Below are 17,160 nucleotides of genomic sequence, written 5' to 3' on the forward strand. Positions count from 1 at the left end.
CGGGCGCCCAGATCACGGTCTCCGGCCAGGACGGCGGCGAGGTGTGCACCGACACCGCCGGGTCCGACGGCCACTGGACCTGCACCCCCGCCCGGGCGCTCCCGGACGGCCCGGGCCGTCTCCAGGCCACCGCCACCCTGAACGGGGTGAGCGCGGCCGGCGAGCAGATCCAGATCACCGTGGGCGCGCCACCGCCCCGGTGCCTCAGTAGCGCACCGCCCGCGCCACCTCCGGGCGGGCGTCGAAGGACAGGTCGTGCGTACCGCGCGCGGTGGCCTGCGCGGACCCGCCCGCCGCCACGTCGTCCACGGTCACGAGGGCCACGTCCACCAGGTCGCCGTCCGCGTCCCTGAAGTCGACCTGCACGAGGAAGGAACGCGCGGAGTCGTCGGTGTTGCGCACGGTGACCTCGACCGACGCCCGGCCGTCCGCGGGCACGGTCGGGGCGCCGAGGCTGACGTCGTCCCTGACGTCGAGGCCCCGCGTGAACTCCTCCAGCCCGCGCCCGGCCTCGGCCGTCGCCGACTCCCACACCTCCGTGGCCCGGGAGGCCGCGGACGACGCGGGCGGCCCGGCCCCGTTCCCTTCGTCGGTGCAGCCGGCCACACCGCCGACGAGCAGCGCCGTCAGCGCGGCCGCTCCGGCGGCCCCGCGCCTGCGTGCCCGGGTCATGTCAGACGTGCCCCGGGCCCCCGCTTCCGAAGGCCCCGCTGGATCCGGGCAGCCAGCGCTTGCGGTTCTGGTCCTTGCCCGTCCTGGTGGCGGAGTGATGGAGCTCGTAGGGCATGAGCCGGGAGCCGCCCCTCTCCACCTTCGGCATCTCGTCCGGCTCCCGCATCTCCCGCATCTCGTGGACCGCGCCGCCGTCCGGCAGCCTCGGCTGCTCCTCGGGCTTGGGGCGGGGCTCCTCCTGGTCCATGTAACGCATCCCGACACGTACGGCCCAGATCAGCGCGCCGACCACGATCAGCCCGCCGACGAAGGCCGCGAGGACGGCCCACTGCTGCTCACTCGCAGCGAGTTGTACATACGTTGCCGTGTCCATGTTTCCGAGTATGGACGAAGAAATGAGATAAAGCGCCCGGAATGCCCGAATCATGCGATCCGGGACCGGCCCCTCGTTCGGCCCGTCCCGGCGGGCGGCCGGCCCCGCCGCGTGGCAGATTGCGGCCAGAGGGAAGGCCGGGACGGGCCGTCGCGTCCCCACGTGTGCAGCTCGGGGCCCGGCCCGGCCTTCCCGCGTCTCTACGACGTCGTCCGGGCGGCCGTCTCCACCGCCTCGGGGGTGCCGGCGGACCGGGCGTCCCCGGTCCCGCCGCGCGGCGGCTCCCGGAAGAGCCGCCCCGGCCACCAGAACCAGCGGCCGAGGTCCAGGGCGAGGGCCGGCACCAGGACCGTGCGCACGAGGAACGTGTCCAGCAGGACGCCGATCCCGACCAGCACGCCCAGCTGCGCCATGGTCACCAGCGGCAGCCCGGCGAACACGGCGAAGGTGGCGGCCAGGACCACGCCCGCGGAGGTGATGACGCCTCCCGTGCTGGTCAGCCCCTCCAGGACGCCGCGCGCCCAGCCGAGGCGCGCGGTCTCCTCCCGCACCCGGTGCATGAGGAAGATGTTGTAGTCGATGCCGAGGGCCACCAGGAACACGAAGCCCATCAGCGGGATCGACCAGTCCATGCCCGCATGGCCCAGTACGTGCTCGAAGAGCAGGTTGGAGCCGCCGAGCGCCGCGAGGTACGACAGCACCACCGTGGCCAGCAGCAGCACCGGGGCGACCAGGGCCCGCAGCAGCCCGATCAGGACCGCCAGGACGACCAGCAGCACGACCGGGACGACCGTCGTCAGATCGCGGTCGGCGGCACGCGCGGTGTCGAGGCTCTCCGCCGTCGTCCCGCCGACCAGGGCGTCCGCCCCGTCGACCGTGTGCACGGCGTCGCGCAGACCGTCGATCGTGTCCCGCGCCGCGTCGCTGTCCGGCGCGTCCTCCAGCACCACCGAGAGCGTGGTGAGGGAGCCGTCGGGAGTGCGGTCGCCGCCCGGCTCGACGCGGGCCACCCCGCCGACCCCCGCCGCCGCCGACCTGACCCCGTCCGCGGCGGCGGTCCGGGTGACGATCTGCGCCGGGTCCGAGGCGCCCGAGGGGTAGTGCTCCGAGATCCGCTCCTGTGCGACGACCGACTCGGGCTTGTCCTGGAACATCTCCGACTGGGTGAGCCCGAGGGAGATCCCGGCGGCGCTCAGCGCGAGCACCCCGGTGACCGCCACCGACATCAGCCACGACCGGCGCGGGCGGCGCGCCACCGCGCTCCCGATGCGGGACCACACGGTGCGCTCCTTGCGGGCGGGCGTGCCGTACCGGGGGACGAAGGGCCAGAACACCCAGCGGCCCGCCAGGACGAGCAGCGCCGGAAGGACCGTGACCATGGCGAGGAAGGCGCAGACCACGCCGACCGCGCCGACCAGGCCGAGCGAGCGGGAGGAGTTGATGTCGGCGAGGGCCAGACAGGCCAGGCCCACGGCGATGGTGCCGGCCGAGGCGAGCACCGCGGGACCGGAGCGGAGCAGGGCGATCCGCATCGCCGTGTGCCGGTCCTCGTGGCGGTGCAGCTCCTCGCGGTAGCGGGCGATGAGCAGCAGCGCGTAGTCGGTGCCGACACCGAAGACCAGCACCATCAGCACCCCCGCGCTCTGCGGGTCGACGGGCAGCGAGGCGTACCGCGCGAGCAGGTAGGTGGAGGCCTGGGTGAGCACGGCCGCGAAGCCGACCGAGAGCAGCGGGAACAGCCACAGCACGGGGCTGCGGTAGGTGATCAGCAGCAGGACGGCCACGACCAGCCCGGTGGCGATCATCAGGGTCGCGTCCAGGCTGTCGAAGACCGCGACGCCGTCGGTGAGGGAGGCGGCGGGGCCGCCGACCTCGACGTCGGTGCCGGGCGGGGCGTTCGCCCCGGCGATCTCGCGCAGCTCGTCGACCTTGTCGGTGATCTCGTCCTCGCCGTCCAGCGGGACCACCGTCATCAGCGCCTCGCCGTCCGCGGACGGGACGGGGCCGCCCAGTTCCTCGCCCGCGGCCACGAACCGGGCGAGTCGGGCGCGGTCGGCGTCCGCCGCCCGCCTCGCGCCCTCGCCGGTGTACACGACGACCGCGGGCATGATCGTGTCCGTACGGAACTTCTCCAGCTCCGTGTTGACGCGCGCGGACTCGGCACCGTGCGGGAGGAAGGCGTTGGGGCCGGTCTCCTCGACGTCGCCGAGCTTCCCGGCGAGCGGGCCGAGCGCCACGGCCACGATCAGCCAGGCCGCGAGCACGAGCCATTTCCCGCGACGCCCGCCGGGCGCACGCGCGATGCGCTGCAACAGGGCACGCATGAGTAGTCTCCTTCGTGTGGAGCGCACCGCCGGCCGGTGACGGCCGGCGCGGGGCGCACGGAACCCGCACCACGGCGCACAGGGTGTGACGACCTGCCGTGGCTACGGGACGGGGTGTGTCCGGGGCGTGTGCTTCCTCCGTACGGCCGGGAGTTGCAGCTCCCGGCCGTACACCTGCCGCGCACGCGTGTGCCGTTATTCGATCTCGCGCATCATCTTCTCCATCGAGCCGACCGAGAGCCGGGTCTGCGTCAGCTCGTCCAGCAGCTGACGCTGCTCGTCCGTGGTGCGGCGCTGCAACTCCACCGTGTCCTCCAGGAGTTGCGCGTACCGGGCGGCGAGTTCCTTGTACTGCTCCTCGCGCGCGGCCAGCATCCGGGCCCGCCAGGTGGCCGCCACCTGCCAGACGATCACGATCATCAGGCTGAAGAACCCGGCCGCGCCGACGGCACCGACCAGGACGCCCAGTTCCTCGGCCCCGGCGGCCTGCGTCACCAGTTCGTCGTTCACTTGGCTCCCTCTTTCGCGCTTCGGTCCGACCGGCCCGTGCCGCGGTCGGCGGTGTCCGCACCGGCGTCGGTGAGCGTCGCGGCCGCGCGGGCGATGGTGTGCGGGGTGAGTTCGCAGACGAACGGCGTCACGTCGTAGTACTTCATGATCTTGCCGTCCTCCGCGGCTTCGAGCGTGCCGGTGACGAGGCCCGCGGCCTCCAGCCGCTGCAGGTGCATGTGCAGCAGCGGGCGGCCCATGCCGATCTCGCGTGCCAGTGCGCTGACGTAGGTGCGGTTCTTCAGGAGCGCCGCGACGATCCGCATGCGGTGCGGGTTGCCGAGCGCGGAGAGCACCTTCAGCAACTCGTCGCCCGTGGGCGCCGACGGCGGGACCTCGGGCATCGCGGCCCCTTTCCCTCGTACCTGTCAGAAAAGGCTGACAGCCCCCGGAAGGACCTGTCAAAGATTTCTGACACATCTCAGGGTCGGATGGGGGACACCTCAGGGTCGGCTCGGGGAGGCCCCGGCCGGACGGCCGGCCGGCACGGGGGACCGGCCGTCACCGGATCAGGATCGCCACCAGGACCGCGAGGTCGGCGGCCCCGTCCGGGTCGTCCGCGTAGCGGGTGCTCCGCAGCGGTCTCACCTTGTGCAGGACGACCGACTCGCGGGCCAGGACGAAGGCGAGGGTGAGCAGGGCGGCGCGCGCGTTGCCGTCCTCGAAGGGGTGGAAGAAGGCCACGTCCAGGTAGGCGCGGGCGGCGCGGGCGGGCAGCGGGACGCCGGGGTCGTCGGCCTCCGCCAGACAGCGGGCGAAGACCGCCGGGGTGTGCGGGGCCGGTGCGCGGCGTTCGCGCCCGGCCTTGGTGCGGGCGTCGCCCGTGCGGAAGGGCGGAGGCCCGGGTGAGCCGAGGACCTGCTGCTGCCAGCCGGACAGCAGGGAGAAGGTGAGCGGCGGGCGCGGGCGCCGCACCGCGTCGGAGCGGACCGCCGCGTACGCCGCCAGCAGGCGCCGCGCGCGGACCGGGTCCCGGCGGTGGACGGGACCCGTGCACCAGGCGGTGAAGCCGTCCCGCGCGGGCGGGACCGGCTCCGCGAGGTGCGCGGCACCGGCGCGGGTCCAGTCGACCCGCGCCCTGGCCCGGCACCAGTCCGCCGAGGCGTCGCGCTCAGCGGTGGTCATGGCGCTCCTGGCGCATGCGGGTGCGGGGACGGTTCGGGTGACGTGGCGGGCTCCGTGGATGCTGTGGCGGGCGTGTCCGTACGTACGGCGCAGTCTCGCGCCTCACCGTCGTACACGCATCCGAATTACGGCGTCCACCGGGCCCGTTGCCGGTCAGCCCAGGCGCACCGGCAGCGCGGTGAGGCCCCGCAGCAGCGTGCTCGTGCGCCAGGTGAGGGCCGCCGGGCCGGTGGCGAGGGCGAGGCCGGGGTGCCGCTCGAGGAGGAGGCGGAGGGCGACGGCGGCCTCCGCGCGGGCGAGCGGGGCGCCGAGGCAGTGGTGCGCGCCGTGCCCGAAGGCCAGGTGGCCCCGGGGGCGGCGGGTGACGTCGAAGCGGTCGGGATCCGGGAAGGCGAGCGGGTCGCGCGAGGCCGCGGCCAGGGAGACGAGCACCGCGTCACCGGCGGTCACCCGGGTACCGGCCAGCTCCAGCGGCTCCGCCGCGAAACGGAACGCGCCCGCGTGGACCGGGGAGTTGAAGCGCAGCGACTCCTCGACCGCGGCGCCGGTCAGGTCCGGGTCGGCGCGCAGCAGGGCGAGCTGGTCCGGGTGGGTCAGCAGGCTGTGCACCGTCGCGGAGATCAGGTCGACCGTCGTCTCGTGGCCGGCCACGAGGAGCAGGAAGGCCATGCCGAGCAGTTCCTCCGGGGTGAGGCGGGCCCCGGCGTCCGGCGGGCCGGCGTTCGTGGTCAGGTCCCCGAGCAGGGAGTCGTCCGGGGAGCGGGTCTTCTCGGCGACCAGTTCGGTGAGGTAGCCGGTCAGCGCCGCGGCCGAGGCGGCGGCGGCCTCCTCGCCGGTCGGCACGACCAGCTCGTTCGACCAGGTGTGGAACGCCGCGCGGTCGGCCACGGGCACCCCGAGGAGGTCGCAGATCACCGTGACCGGCAGCGGCAGCGCGTAACCGCCCACCAGGTCGGCGGTGCCCGTCCGCGGCAGCCGGTCCAGCAGCTCGCGCGCCACGGCCTCGATGCCCGGCCGCAGGGCGGCGATCCGGCCCTCCGTGAAGCGGCCCGCCACCAGCCGCCGCAGCCGGGTGTGGTCCGGCGGGTCGCTCTGCAGCATGTTGCGGCCGACGGCGTGACCGCCGTCGGTCTCCCACCCGGCGGAGTGCCGGATGTCGTTGCGCAGCCGGGGGTCGGTCAGCGCGGCCCGCACCGCCTCCCACGTCACCACCAGCCAGGCGTCCCCGCTCCCCGGCACGTGCACGCGGTGCACCGGGCCCTCGGCCCGCAGGGCCGCGAGGACCGGAAACGGATCGGCTGCCAGGTCGTGGCCCCGTGGGGCCAGCTCCTCCAGGGTGGGCGCTCGCACGTCGCCGTCCTCTCCGTGCCGTGACACCTCTGTACCGGACATGAAATGGGGAGTGCTCCCCATTTCGTGGGCCGACGATAGCATCCGGTCGGGGAGTGCTCCCCGCTTCGTACGGAGGAAGACGATGACCGTCGGTGAAGAGCCCACCGCGTCCGGCCCCAACGCGCCCGGCCCCATCGCGCCCGGCCCCACCGCGCCCGGCCCCACATCCCCGGCGCCCCGGCAGCGGCGTGACGCGCGGCGCAACCGGGACCGGCTGGTGGAGGCCGCGCACGCGGTCTTCTCGGAGCAGGGGCTCGACGCCCCGCTGGACGTGATCGCGCGCCGGGCCGGGGTCGGCAACGCGACGCTCTACCGGCACTTCCCCACCCGCGCCGCCCTCGTCGACGCCGTCTTCCGCGACCAGCTGACCGGCACCATGGCGGCCGGCGAACGCGCCCGGACCGCCCCGGACGCCTGGACCGCTCTGACCGGCTACCTCGGCGCCGTCTTCGCCACTCTCGCGGCCGACCGCGGCACCAACGACCTCATGACCACCCGTCTGCCGGACATCGAGGCCCTCCAGGCCGTGCACGCGCACAACCGCAGGACCGTGGAACTGCTGCTGGAGCGGGCGCGGGCGCAGGGCACCGTGCGCCCCGACGTCACCACCGAGGACCTGCTGTTCGCCCTCGCCGCCCTCGGCCGCGCCGTGCCGCCGCTGACCACGGCCACCGCCCCCGACGCCTGGCACCGCCCCCTCGCCCTGTTCCTCGACGGACTGCGCGCCACCCCTTCGGCCCCACCCCGCCCTCTTCCCGGCAGCGCTCTCACCGAGGCCGAACTCGGCGAGGTGCTCGGCGAGATGGGTCCGCACCGCACCACCCGGCCGGCCGAGGACGCGAGGGCGAAGGACAGGGCGTAGCCGACGAACGGGAGAGGGCCCCGGACGCCCTCGCGTCCCGTCCCGGAGGGTGAGCAGGACATCTGCCTCCGCCACGGCAGCTTTTCCGCAGGGCCGACTGGAGTTCCCGGCGACGGCCACTTCCCGGCCCGCACCGTGGGCGGGGCCGCCGGACCGGTCGGAGTCGCACCCGCGTTTCTCCGCGCCCCGGGTGAGGCGCGGCTGATCGCCCCGACGCGCTCGGGAGGCGGCCACCGCCGCTCTTCGCGCCACCGGCTCGGGCCGGCCGTCCGGGCCCGTGAACCGGTCGACCGGGGCACCCCGGTCGACGTCGCGTACCGCATCGTCAGGCTCGAGGAGCAGCTGGAACGGGCCGAACGGGCGGACGAGGAACTCCGCCGACGGGAGGCGGACGCGGTCCGGGGACACCGGTGAAAATCTGTTACCGCCGGATCAGAATTTCCGCTCCCGTTACGGAAAATCTCTTTCCCTAAACACGCCGTCGGTGTTTTATTCCAGTGATTTTCCTCGCTTGCCGCGGCTATTTTCCATGCTAGGCTGACGCCAGTTGCAGTTGTGGTTGCCAGTTTGCTACCGGGTCTCCGGGCAGGTGATCATCGCGACGATGTAGGGATTCGTAAAGTGCGAGTTCCGACACTGTCTCAGGAGATTTGATATGGCCACCGGTACGGTGAAGTGGTTCAACTCGGAAAAGGGCTTCGGCTTCATCGAGCAGGACGGCGGCGGCGCTGACGTGTTCGCCCACTACTCGAACATCGCCACCTCGGGCTTCCGCGAGCTCCAGGAAGGCCAGAAGGTGACCTTCGACGTCACCCAGGGCCAGAAGGGCCCGCAGGCGGAGAACATCGTCCCCGCCTGACCTGTACGCAGGGTTTGAGAGCAGGGGTCCGCACTTCGGTGCGGGCCCCTGCTCTTTGTTTTCCGCCTGCCCATTCCACTTGTTTTCCGCCGCTGATCAACAGGTTCCGGCCGCCGGACGCGCCCCGACAGCGGCGGCCGCTCCGTCGCCCGCCGGGCTGCGGAGCCGGTGAAGTGTGACCGTTCGGCAACAGCCACGAGGCACGCGAGGTGCCGCACCAGGCCCCCGACCAGTAGTCATATCGAGTGTTGATCAGTTCGAGATCGACAACGGACTTGGACGGACGGCGCCCGGCGCTGCTGTGGTCGGAGCATGAACTTCTCCCTGGACCTTCCCCCGGGCGGACCCCGCCGTCGCCGTCCCCGCAGGACCGCCAGGTCCCTCACCGCCGTGGCGGTGGTGGCCGCGGTCGCCGCGGGCGGGGCGTACGCGGCCGGCCTCGGACCCTTCGAGCGGGACACCGGACCGGACCCCGAGGCGGTGGCCGAGGCCCGCGCGTTCCTCGCCGACTGGGCAGCCGGGCGACTGCCGGAGGCCGCCGCCCGTACGACCGGACCCGACCGCGCGGAGCGGGTGCTGGGCAGCTTCACCACCGGACTCGACATCGACGAGCCGGAGTTCACGGCCGGAAAGCCCGAGGAGACCGGCGACGGCACCCTCACCGTGCCCTTCACCGCTCGGATGCCCGTCACGGGCCTCGGCACCTGGACGTACACATCGGAGCTGCCGCTGCGGGAACGGCCCGACGGCGCCTGGACGGTGGACTGGAGGCTGTCGCTCGTCCACCCGAGGCTCAGCGACACGCGGAAGTTCCGCCTGGAACGCGAGGAGAGCGAGCCGGTCGAGGCCACCGACCGCGACGGCGAGACCCTGACGGGTGCCACGCACCCGTCCCTCGGGCCGGTCCTCGGCCGCCTCGCCGGGGGCGCGGACGGCGGCGGGCCGCGCGGCGCGGTGCACCTCGTCGACCGGGCCACGGGGAAGGTGGAGCGCACGGAGGTCTCCTTCGGCGGCACGGACACCCGCGAGGACGAAGGCCCCGTCCGCACCACCCTCGACGCCCGCTGGCAGTCGGCCGCCGAGCGCGCCCTCGCGAAGGCCGACGGCAGGAACGCCGCGCTCGTCGCCCTGCGCATCGACGACGGGGAGATCCTGGCCGTGGCGAACTCGCCCGCCTCCGGCTTCAACCGGGCCGTCTCCGGCACCTACGCGCCAGGCTCCACCTGGAAGATCGTCACCAGCGGCGCCCTGCTGCTGAAGGGCGCGGTCGCACCCGGCGACGTCGTGGACTGCCCCAAGTACCTGACGGTGGGCAAACGGTTCCAGAACGTGGAGACCTCGGAACACCCCGGTGCCACCTTCCGCAAGGACTTCACCGAGTCCTGCAACACCGCGTTCATCGGCCTGCGCGGCAGACTCGGCGAGGGCGAGCTCGGGGACGTGGCGAAGAAGTACTTCGGGGTCGGCCAGACCTGGCACGTGGGCATCCCGTCGTACGACGGTTCGGTACCGGTGCCGCGCGACGCCACGGAGAAGGCCGCGTCGATGATCGGGCAGGGCCGGGTCCAGGCCAACCCGCTGATCATGGCGTCGGTCACCGCCACGGCCGTGTCGGGCACCTTCCACCAGCCCTCGCTCGTCGACGGCACCGAGGACACGACCAGCACGGAGCCGCTGCCCCGAAAGGTCGTGACCCAGCTGCGCGAGCTGATGCGGGCCACGGTCACCGAGGGCACGGCGCGCGTCCTGGCCGGCCTGCCCGGGGACATCGGCGCCAAGACCGGCACCGCCGAGGTCTCCGACGAGCAGGACAACAACGGCTGGATGGTCGCCCACCGGGGCAATGTGGCCGTGGCCTGCGTGGTCGAGGAGGGTGTCACAGGCGGCGGTTCGGCGGGACCGGTGATCCGGGACCTGCTGTCCGCCGTACCCGAGTCCTGACCGAACCGTCCGAAAGGGAGCGTCCCCGTGACCCCACACCCCTCACGCCGCGCGTTACTGCTGGCCGCGGCGCTCGCCCCGGCGGCCGGATGCGCCACCGGCACCCCGGAACGCGAACGCGGCCGGGGACCCACCGCGACACCGGAGTCCCCGTCACCGTCGTCGTCGCCCTCGTCGAGCCGAGGGGCCCCCGCCCCGGTGGACCCCCCGAGCCTCGCCGAGCTCGAACGTGAGTACGGTGCCCGCCTCGGCGTGTACGCCGTCGCGACCGGCACCGGGGCCACCGTGATCCACCGTGCCGACGAGCGCTTCGCGTTCTGCTCCGTCTTCAAGACGCTCGCCGCGGCCGCCGTCCTGGACCGCGGCCCGCGCGCCCGCCTGGACGAGCGCGTCACCTACACGCGGGCCGACCTCGCCGCCCACTCACCGGTCACGGAGCGGCACGCGGACACCGGCATGACCCTCCGCCGGCTCTGCGACGCCGCGGTCCGCCACAGCGACAACACGGCCGCCAACCTGCTGCTGCGCGAGGTCGGCGGCCCGCGGGCCGTCACCGCCTACCTGCGCGGACTCGGTGACTCCGTGAGCCGCCTCGACCACTACGAACCCGAACTGAACAGGAACCCGCCCGGAGACCCGCGGGACACCACGACCCCGCGGGCCGTCGCCGCCGACTACCGCGCCCTCGTCCTCGGCGACGCCCTGCCGGCCGCGGAACGGACGACGCTGACCGACTGGCTGGTCCGCAGCACCACCGGCGGCCGGCGCATCCGGGCCGGGGTCCCCCGCGGCTGGACGGTGGGCGACAAGACCGGCACCGGCTCCTGGGGGCGGGCCAACGACGTCGCGGTCCTGTGGCCCGGCCGCGGCGCCCCGCTGGTGATGGCCGTCATGACGGACCGCCCCGGCCGCGACGCCGCCCCCTCCGACGCGCTGATCGCCGAGGCGGCCCGCCGCGTGCTCGGCGTGCTCGCCGCCCCGCGCTGAGCCGGGGGAGTGGCCCTCGTGCGGTCAGCCCTGTTTGGGCGCGGCCTGCTGGACCACCTCGAAGGACCACAGGGTGGCGTCCGTGGCCGCCGGGCGCGGCTTCTCACCCTGCTCCCCGTGGGCGGCCCGGCCCCGGCCGGCCATCCAGCGCTGGAAGTCCTCCTCGGTCCGCCAGCGGGTGTACACGAGGTAGGTGTCGGTGCCCTCCACCGGACGGAGCAGCTCGAACCACTCGAACCCGTCGGAGTTCTCCACCGCCCCCGCTCGCGCGGCGAACCGCTGCTCCAGCGTCTCGCGCTGCTCTTCCGGGACCGTGAGTACGTTGATCTTGACGATGCTCATACCCCGATTGTTCCGCAGGGGCGGCACGGGAGGCGCGGAAGGGTCAGCCGAGGCAGATCACCAGGAGGCAGAGCCGGGAGGAGTCCGGTTCGGTGGACGGCGGGGTGGAGGGGGCGGGCCCGGAGCCGTCGCCCTGGTCCGTGCCGCCGGTCGCGTCGCCGCCGCCGGGGGCCGGGGGAGGCGGCGTGGGGCGGGTGGCCGCACCGGAGCCGGAGGCGGAGCCCGGCCCCGTGTCCGCGCCCGTATCCGTGTCCGCGCTCCCGCCCGCGTCCGAGCGTGCGCCGGAGCGGGAGACGGAGTCCGGGGTGGTCGTCCGCGGCCGGGACGTCACCTCCGTGTCCGGGCCGGAGGGGCTGTCCGTGTGGGGGCGGGACGGGGCGGTGGACGCCGGGGCGGCACCGGTCGGCGCCCGGTCCCCGTCGTCCGCCGGGGGTGACTGCCGCGTGCGGTCGGGGGAGGCGTCCGGGGAGCCCGGAACGGTGGAGGAGCCGGCGGGCCCCGTGGCGCCGCCCATGCCGTCGTGGCCGGGCGCCGCGGCGGCCTGGGCGCGGTCCCCGGTGCCCCGGTCCATCGAGGCGAGGGTCAGCCCACCGCCCACGAGGGCCACGGCCGTGGCGACCAGGGCGCGCCGCTGGGTCTTCTTCCAGCGGGCCAGCTGCCGACGCCGCGCCGCCCGGCCCGTACCGGAGGGAGCGGGCGTCTCCGAGGCAGCGGGCGTCTCCGAGGCAGCGGGCGTCTCGCGCGGCAGGTCACGGGGGCGTGAGGCGGGGGGAGTGACGGGCGGGGTGGGCCCGGCCGCCGCGGTCGCCGTACCGGGAACGGTGTGGCCGCCGACGGCACCGGGCGCGATGTCGGGGGCGTAGGCGCCGCAGCCCGGGCAGACCAGGGCGCCGTTCAGATGCCGGCGACACGTGGAGCAGTAGTCCATCCGCTGTCTTCCTGAGTTGACGTACCGTCCGCCCGGCGGTGACCGGTCCGGAGCGGGGGACAGCAACGCTAGCCAGGGCCCCGGCGCACTGTGTGCAGCCCGTGTGCCTCTCCTGCGCACATTCTCCGCGCGCCGCGCGAGGAGGTCGTGAGAGCCGGTGCCGCACCACCACACAACGGACACTGCTCGTCAACACTCTGGACACAGCCGGAAGTTGGCCTTGACGCCGCACCGTGGTGCCGCGTTGGCTGTCGAACCACTTGGTACCACGCTCCACGCCCGCCCGGAAGGCACCTCACGTGAACTCCCGTACCACCCCCTCCCCCACCGCCGTACGCCGTTCCGTCCTGCTCCTGACCGCCACGCTGTCGGCCCTCTCGCTGACCGGGTGCGGCCTCTTCGGCGCGGCCGGCGGCGACGAAGCGGAACGGGGCCCCAGGAGCTACGACATCACCGTGGGCCTGCTGCTGCCCGACCGGGACACGGCGCGTTTCGAGAAGTTCGACTACCCGCTGATCAAGGAGCGGATCGCCTCCCTCACCAACAAGCAGGGCAAGGTCGTCTACGCGAACGCCGAGGGCAGCATGACCAGGCAGAGCGAGCAGTTCGCCAAGCTGATCGCCGACGGCGTCGACGTGGTCCTGGTGGACGCGGTGGACGCCAAGGCCGTCGCGGCGGACGTGGAGAAGGCGAAGGAGGCGGGCATACCCGTCATCGCCTACGACCGTCTCGCCGAGGGCCCGATCGACGCGTACGTCTCGCACGACAACGAACTCGTCGGCCAGGTGCAGGGCCGCGCCCTCGTGAACGCGCTCGGGGAGAACGCCGAGAACAGCAAGGTCGTCATGATGAACGGCGAGCCCGCCGACCCGAACACGGCCCTGTTCAAGCAGGGCGCGCTCGGCGAACTGCAAGGCAAGGTGGACATCGCCAAGTCGTACGACACCGAGAAGTGGCTGCCCGAGGTCGCCGCGGAGAACATGCGCAAGGCGCTCAAGGAGATCGGTGCCGGCGACGTCGCCGCCGTCTACTCGGCGAACGACGGCATGGCCGGCGCCGTCATCGAGGCACTGGGGGACGCGGGCGTCACCGACCTGCCGCCGGTCACCGGGCAGGACGCGGATCTCGCGGCCGTGCAGCGGATCGTCGCGGGCACGCAGTACATGACGGTGTACAAGTCCTTCCTGCTGGAGGCGACGGGGGCCGCGGACATGGCGGTGGCCAAGGTGCAGGACCGCTCGATCCAGTTCGACGCCCTCGCCCGGGACCGCATCGACAGCCCCACGCGCAAGGACGTCCCGGCGATGCTGGTCCCGGTGGTCGCCCTCACGAAGGAGAACATCGAGGACACGGTGATCGAGGACGGCGTCTACACCGTCAAGGACATCTGCACCCCGGCCTACGCGACGGCCTGCGCGGAGATCGGCCTCACCTCGTGACACGGGCGACGTGACGCGGCTCACCGTCGCGCGCCGATCAGTTCCGTCCGGCGCGCCGGTCATCCCTGACGGGACGAGACCACGAGCGAGAGAAGGATGGCCGGCATGACCGCACAGGCGAAGGGCCCCGCGAGCTATTTCCCGTCGATCGAGAAGAAGTACGGGCGTCCGGTCGGGGAGTGGAAGGACCTCATCCGCGCCTCGCCGCTGACCCGGCACATGGAGTTGGTCGCCTGGCTCAAGAGCGAACACGGCCTGGGGCACGGCCACGCGAACGCGCTCGTCGCGCACACCCTCGCCGAGGACAGCGGCCCGAAGGCGTAGGGCGGCGCGCGAACCGCCGGCGCCGTGCCGCCGGGGTCGCGCGACGGCCCTCCCGCGCCGTCGGAGTTAGGATCCGGGCATGGCCCTGAGCGTGAGCGACGTGGAGCGGTTCATGGCCGCCCGGCCCCGGCTGGAGGCCATCGCCTACCGGCTGCTCGGCTCGGCGAGCGAGGCCGAGGACGCCGTGCAGGAGACGTTCCTGCGGTGGCAGGGCGCCGACGTCGACCGCATCAGGGTGCCCGAGGCCTGGCTGACGAAGGTGCTCACCAACCTGTGCCTCAACCAGCTCACCTCGGCCCGCGCGCGGCGCGAGACCTACGTGGGGCAGTGGCTCCCCGAGCCGCTGATCGCCGGGGACCCGATGCTGGGCCCCGCCGACACCGCCGAACAGCGGGAGTCGGTGTCGTACGCGGTCCTCGTCCTGCTGGAGCGGCTCACCCCGGGCGAGCGGGCGGTGTACGTCCTGCGGGAGGCGTTCGACTACACGCACCGGGAGATCGCCGAGATCCTCGACCTCACCGAGGCCGCCAGCCAGCAGATCCTCCACCGCGCCAAGAAGCACGTCGCGGAGGGCAGGGCCCGTACGGAGATCGACGAGGCCGCCGCCCGGCGGATCGTCGACGAGTTCCTCGCGGCCGCCACCAGCGGCCGTACCGAGCCGCTGGTGCGGCTGCTCACCCAGGACGCCGTCGCGATCGGTGACGGCGGCGGGAAGGTCCCGTCGCGCGCCAAGGCGTTCGAGGGCGCGCTCGCGGTCGCGACGTTCGTGCGGGGCCTGTTCACGCCCGGCAAGGCCAAGCGGGCCCTGGTCGGCGGCTCCCCCGAGGTCTACGCCACGACCGCCAACGGGGACCCGGCCGTCGTGGCGGTCGTCGACGGCCGGGTCGTCGGCGTCATGTGCCTGGAGGTCACCCCCGAGGGCATCGCCGCCGTCCGGAGCCAGGTCAACCCCGACAAGCTCGAACGGGTGACCGAGCGGTGGGTGGCGGCCGACCACGGGGAACCCCTGGTCCGCGTCGCCTTCTGACCGTGGTGTGACCGGCATCACATTCCCCTCCTGTCAGGAAACGGCGGTCAGCCCGGTTCAAGGGGCGAATCCGCCGACGACAGGAGCAAGGCCATGCAGCACCGCATCATCGTCCTCGGGGCCGGCTACACCGGAGCCTTCGCCGCCGGCCGCCTCGCCAGGCGGCTGCGCCGTGAAGACGTCGCCATCACCCTGGTCAACGCCGAGCCCGACTTCGTCGAACGCGTCCGCAACCACGAGCTCGCGGCCGGCCGCGAGCTCAGGCACCGGCCCCTCGCCGGGATGCTCGCGGGCACCGGCGTGGAGCTGAGGCTCGCGCGGGTCACCGGCGTCGACGTCGACCGCGGGGCCGTCGCCGTCCGTGACGCGGACGGCGACGGCGAACTGGAGTACGACACCCTCGTCTACGCCCTCGGCAGCCGGTGGAACGACCAGGGGGTCCCCGGCACCGCCGAGCACGCCCACGAGATCGCCGGGCGCCCCGGGGCGCTCCGGGTGCGCGAGCGCCTCGCCCGCCTGGACGCCGGACAGCACGTCGTCGTGGTCGGCGGCGGTCTCACCGGGATCGAGGCCGCGACCGAGATCGCCGAGGCCCGCCCGGACCTCGACGTCGCCCTCGCCGCCCGCGGCGGCCTCGGCGACTGGCTCTCGCCCAAGGGCCGCACCCACCTGCGGAAGGTCTTCGACCGGCTCGGCATCACCGCGCACGAGCACGCCGACGTCACCGCCGTGGCCGCCGACCGCGTCATCACCGCCGACGGCGGCTCCCTCCCGGCCGCCCTCACCGTGTGGACCACCGGCTTCGCCGTCCACCCCATCGCGCGGGCCACCGGCCTGGAGGTCACCGGCACCGGCCGGATCGTGGTCGACGGGACCATGCGCTCGGTCTCGCACCCCGATGTGTACGCCATCGGCGACGCGGCCATGGTCACGGGCCCCGGCGGCAAGCCGCTGCGGATGTCGTGCGCCTCGGGCACCCCCACCGCGTGGCAGGCCGCCGACGCCATCGCGGCACGGCTGACCGGCGGGAAGCTCCCGAACGTGCCGATCCGGTACTTCAACCAGTGCATCTCCCTGGGCCGCCGCGAAGGCCTCATCCAGTACGTCACCGCCGACGACCGGGCGGTCGGCGCGGCCCTGACCGGACGGCTCGCCGCCGTGTACAAGGAGCTGGTCTGCAAGGGCGCCGCCTGGGCCGTGGCCAACCCGACGTTCGGACTGCCGGCCCGCCGCCGCGCCGTACGGACCCCGGCCGCCGCGGCCACCACCGCCCCGGCCGACCCGGCGGCCGAGGCGGCGGCCTGACCGCGCGCACCGCCCCGGCCGGCCGGCGGGTCAGCGCGTGAGGTCGAAGGCGGCGGCGCGCGGCACGAACGCCGTGCCGCCGTCCTCGGCCCTCGCCAGCGCCGAGACGTACCAGGTCCCCCTGTCCAGTCGGGCCGCCTCCTCCTTCGTGACCTTCAGCGTGTACGTGCAGCGGGAGGTCACGTCCGTGGTGGGGCGGCACGTGGCGTCGTCCACGTACCGCATCTCCGCCCCGGTCGGGTCGAGTTCCGAACGCGCGGGCCACGCGACGACCTTGAGGCCCCGGACGCCCGAGTCGTCGCGCACCTCCGCGGTGAAGGTGACCGAGCCCGGGCCGCCGGCCGACGGGGCGGCGTAACGGACCGTGGCGTTCCGCACGGCCGGCCCCGTGCCGGAGGAGGCGACGGCGAGGCCGCCGGCGGCCACCGCGCCCACGACGACGGCGGCGACGAGCGACGAACCGAGAAGGTGCTTGGGCATGGGAGATCCCCCTGGCAGGAATGGGTGGAGAGCGGGTGCGGTGTGCGCACCGCCCGAGGAGAACGGGAGAGCGGTCCCGGTGACGTGGTGTCCCGCCGCCTTCCCGATGTGATCGAGCCTAGGGGCCGGGGCGGCGCCCGGCCTCGGGCCGCCGGACGATTGCCGCGTCCAACCGGAGAGGCAGAACGGCCCTTTCTCCGTCCACCCCCCGGCCGTCTGCAACCCAGGTAA

Annotated in this window: 19 protein-coding genes; 9 read left to right on the plus strand and 10 right to left on the minus strand. The window is 73.9% G+C overall.

The genetic code is table 11. From position 1 onward, the window contains the following. Nucleotides 1–204: 204 nt before the first annotated feature. The 7 genes from F1615_RS07190 to F1615_RS07220 form a co-directional block, all read right to left on the minus strand. Entirely contained in the window at nucleotides 205–672 is a 468-nt protein-coding gene (locus tag F1615_RS07190) for an FxLYD domain-containing protein (protein ID WP_149548026.1), read from the minus strand. 1 nt (nucleotide 673) lies between these two features. Continuing rightward, nucleotides 674–1,045 (minus strand): DUF6479 family protein, encoded by a 372-nt coding sequence (locus tag F1615_RS07195; protein ID WP_149548027.1) that lies wholly within the window; start codon nucleotides 1,043–1,045, stop codon nucleotides 674–676. Nucleotides 1,046–1,245: 200 nt separating this feature from the next. Then, nucleotides 1,246–3,369, minus strand: coding sequence for an MMPL family transporter (locus F1615_RS07200; protein ID WP_149548028.1), 2,124 nt, complete (start codon nucleotides 3,367–3,369; stop codon nucleotides 1,246–1,248). A gap of 195 nt (nucleotides 3,370–3,564) precedes the next feature. Further along, on the minus strand, nucleotides 3,565–3,879 hold the full coding sequence (locus F1615_RS07205) for a hypothetical protein (protein ID WP_167533683.1): 315 nt from the start codon (nucleotides 3,877–3,879) through the stop codon (nucleotides 3,565–3,567). After that, nucleotides 3,876–4,262 carry an ArsR/SmtB family transcription factor gene (locus F1615_RS07210; RefSeq protein WP_149548029.1) on the minus strand — a complete coding sequence of 129 codons (387 nt, stop codon included), beginning with the start codon at nucleotides 4,260–4,262 and terminating at the stop codon, nucleotides 3,876–3,878. Before F1615_RS07210 ends, F1615_RS07205 begins: the two co-directional genes overlap by 4 nt. A gap of 157 nt (nucleotides 4,263–4,419) precedes the next feature. Further along, on the minus strand, nucleotides 4,420–5,043 hold the full coding sequence (locus tag F1615_RS07215) for a Fic family protein (protein ID WP_149548030.1): 624 nt from the start codon (nucleotides 5,041–5,043) through the stop codon (nucleotides 4,420–4,422). A 153-nt stretch (nucleotides 5,044–5,196) separates the two neighbouring features. Continuing rightward, entirely contained in the window at nucleotides 5,197–6,393 is a 1,197-nt protein-coding gene (locus F1615_RS07220) for a cytochrome P450 family protein (RefSeq protein WP_244328656.1), read from the minus strand. Nucleotides 6,394–6,517: 124 nt separating this feature from the next. Here F1615_RS07220 and F1615_RS07225 point away from each other — a divergent pair, with 124 nt between their 5' ends. From F1615_RS07225 to bla, 5 genes are all read left to right on the plus strand, one after another. Next, nucleotides 6,518–7,297 (plus strand): TetR/AcrR family transcriptional regulator, encoded by a 780-nt coding sequence (locus F1615_RS07225; RefSeq protein ID WP_149548032.1) that lies wholly within the window; start codon nucleotides 6,518–6,520, stop codon nucleotides 7,295–7,297. A gap of 60 nt (nucleotides 7,298–7,357) precedes the next feature. Continuing rightward, entirely contained in the window at nucleotides 7,358–7,711 is a 354-nt protein-coding gene (locus tag F1615_RS36140) for a MerR family transcriptional regulator (protein WP_149548235.1), read from the plus strand. Nucleotides 7,712–7,952: 241 nt separating this feature from the next. Beyond that, a complete protein-coding gene (locus F1615_RS07235) occupies nucleotides 7,953–8,156 on the plus strand; it encodes a cold-shock protein (protein WP_004985680.1) in 204 nt (67 codons plus the stop codon). Nucleotides 8,157–8,468: 312 nt separating this feature from the next. Next, on the plus strand, nucleotides 8,469–10,097 hold the full coding sequence (locus F1615_RS07240) for a penicillin-binding transpeptidase domain-containing protein (RefSeq protein ID WP_149548033.1): 1,629 nt from the start codon (nucleotides 8,469–8,471) through the stop codon (nucleotides 10,095–10,097). A gap of 27 nt (nucleotides 10,098–10,124) precedes the next feature. Next, entirely contained in the window at nucleotides 10,125–11,084 is a 960-nt protein-coding gene (gene bla / locus F1615_RS07245; RefSeq protein WP_149548034.1) for a class A beta-lactamase, read from the plus strand. Between the two features lie 24 nt (nucleotides 11,085–11,108). On the opposite strand, the gene F1615_RS07250 is transcribed toward bla, so the two are convergent. Continuing rightward, nucleotides 11,109–11,426: an antibiotic biosynthesis monooxygenase family protein gene (locus F1615_RS07250; protein WP_149548035.1), complete on the minus strand. Its 318-nt coding sequence runs from the start codon at nucleotides 11,424–11,426 to the stop codon at nucleotides 11,109–11,111. A gap of 43 nt (nucleotides 11,427–11,469) precedes the next feature. Further along, nucleotides 11,470–12,354: an SCO2400 family protein gene (locus tag F1615_RS35560; protein WP_167533685.1), complete on the minus strand. Its 885-nt coding sequence runs from the start codon at nucleotides 12,352–12,354 to the stop codon at nucleotides 11,470–11,472. A 299-nt stretch (nucleotides 12,355–12,653) separates the two neighbouring features. Here F1615_RS35560 and F1615_RS07265 point away from each other — a divergent pair, with 299 nt between their 5' ends. The 4 genes from F1615_RS07265 to F1615_RS07280 all read left to right on the plus strand — a co-directional run bounded on the left by F1615_RS07265 (nucleotide 12,654) and on the right by F1615_RS07280 (nucleotide 16,449). After that, nucleotides 12,654–13,793 (plus strand): sugar ABC transporter substrate-binding protein, encoded by a 1,140-nt coding sequence (locus tag F1615_RS07265; protein ID WP_149548038.1) that lies wholly within the window; start codon nucleotides 12,654–12,656, stop codon nucleotides 13,791–13,793. Between the two features lie 105 nt (nucleotides 13,794–13,898). After that, entirely contained in the window at nucleotides 13,899–14,117 is a 219-nt protein-coding gene (locus tag F1615_RS07270; protein ID WP_149548039.1) for a DUF4287 domain-containing protein, read from the plus strand. Between the two features lie 79 nt (nucleotides 14,118–14,196). Next, nucleotides 14,197–15,144 carry an RNA polymerase sigma-70 factor gene (locus F1615_RS07275; protein WP_149548040.1) on the plus strand — a complete coding sequence of 316 codons (948 nt, stop codon included), beginning with the start codon at nucleotides 14,197–14,199 and terminating at the stop codon, nucleotides 15,142–15,144. 93 nt (nucleotides 15,145–15,237) lie between these two features. Further along, nucleotides 15,238–16,449 carry an NAD(P)/FAD-dependent oxidoreductase gene (locus F1615_RS07280; protein WP_149548041.1) on the plus strand — a complete coding sequence of 404 codons (1,212 nt, stop codon included), beginning with the start codon at nucleotides 15,238–15,240 and terminating at the stop codon, nucleotides 16,447–16,449. 30 nt (nucleotides 16,450–16,479) lie between these two features. Here F1615_RS07280 and F1615_RS07285 read toward each other — a convergent pair whose 3' ends face one another. Continuing rightward, the gene (locus F1615_RS07285; protein WP_149548042.1) at nucleotides 16,480–16,929 is read right to left on the minus strand and encodes a DUF5707 domain-containing protein; all 450 of its coding nucleotides are present in this window, start codon (nucleotides 16,927–16,929) and stop codon (nucleotides 16,480–16,482) included. Between the last annotated feature and the right edge of the window lie 231 nt (nucleotides 16,930–17,160).

It is taken from the genome of Streptomyces marokkonensis (genome assembly GCF_008312835.1).
In the GTDB taxonomy this organism is placed as follows: Bacteria; Actinomycetota; Actinomycetes; order Streptomycetales; family Streptomycetaceae; genus Streptomyces; species Streptomyces marokkonensis_A.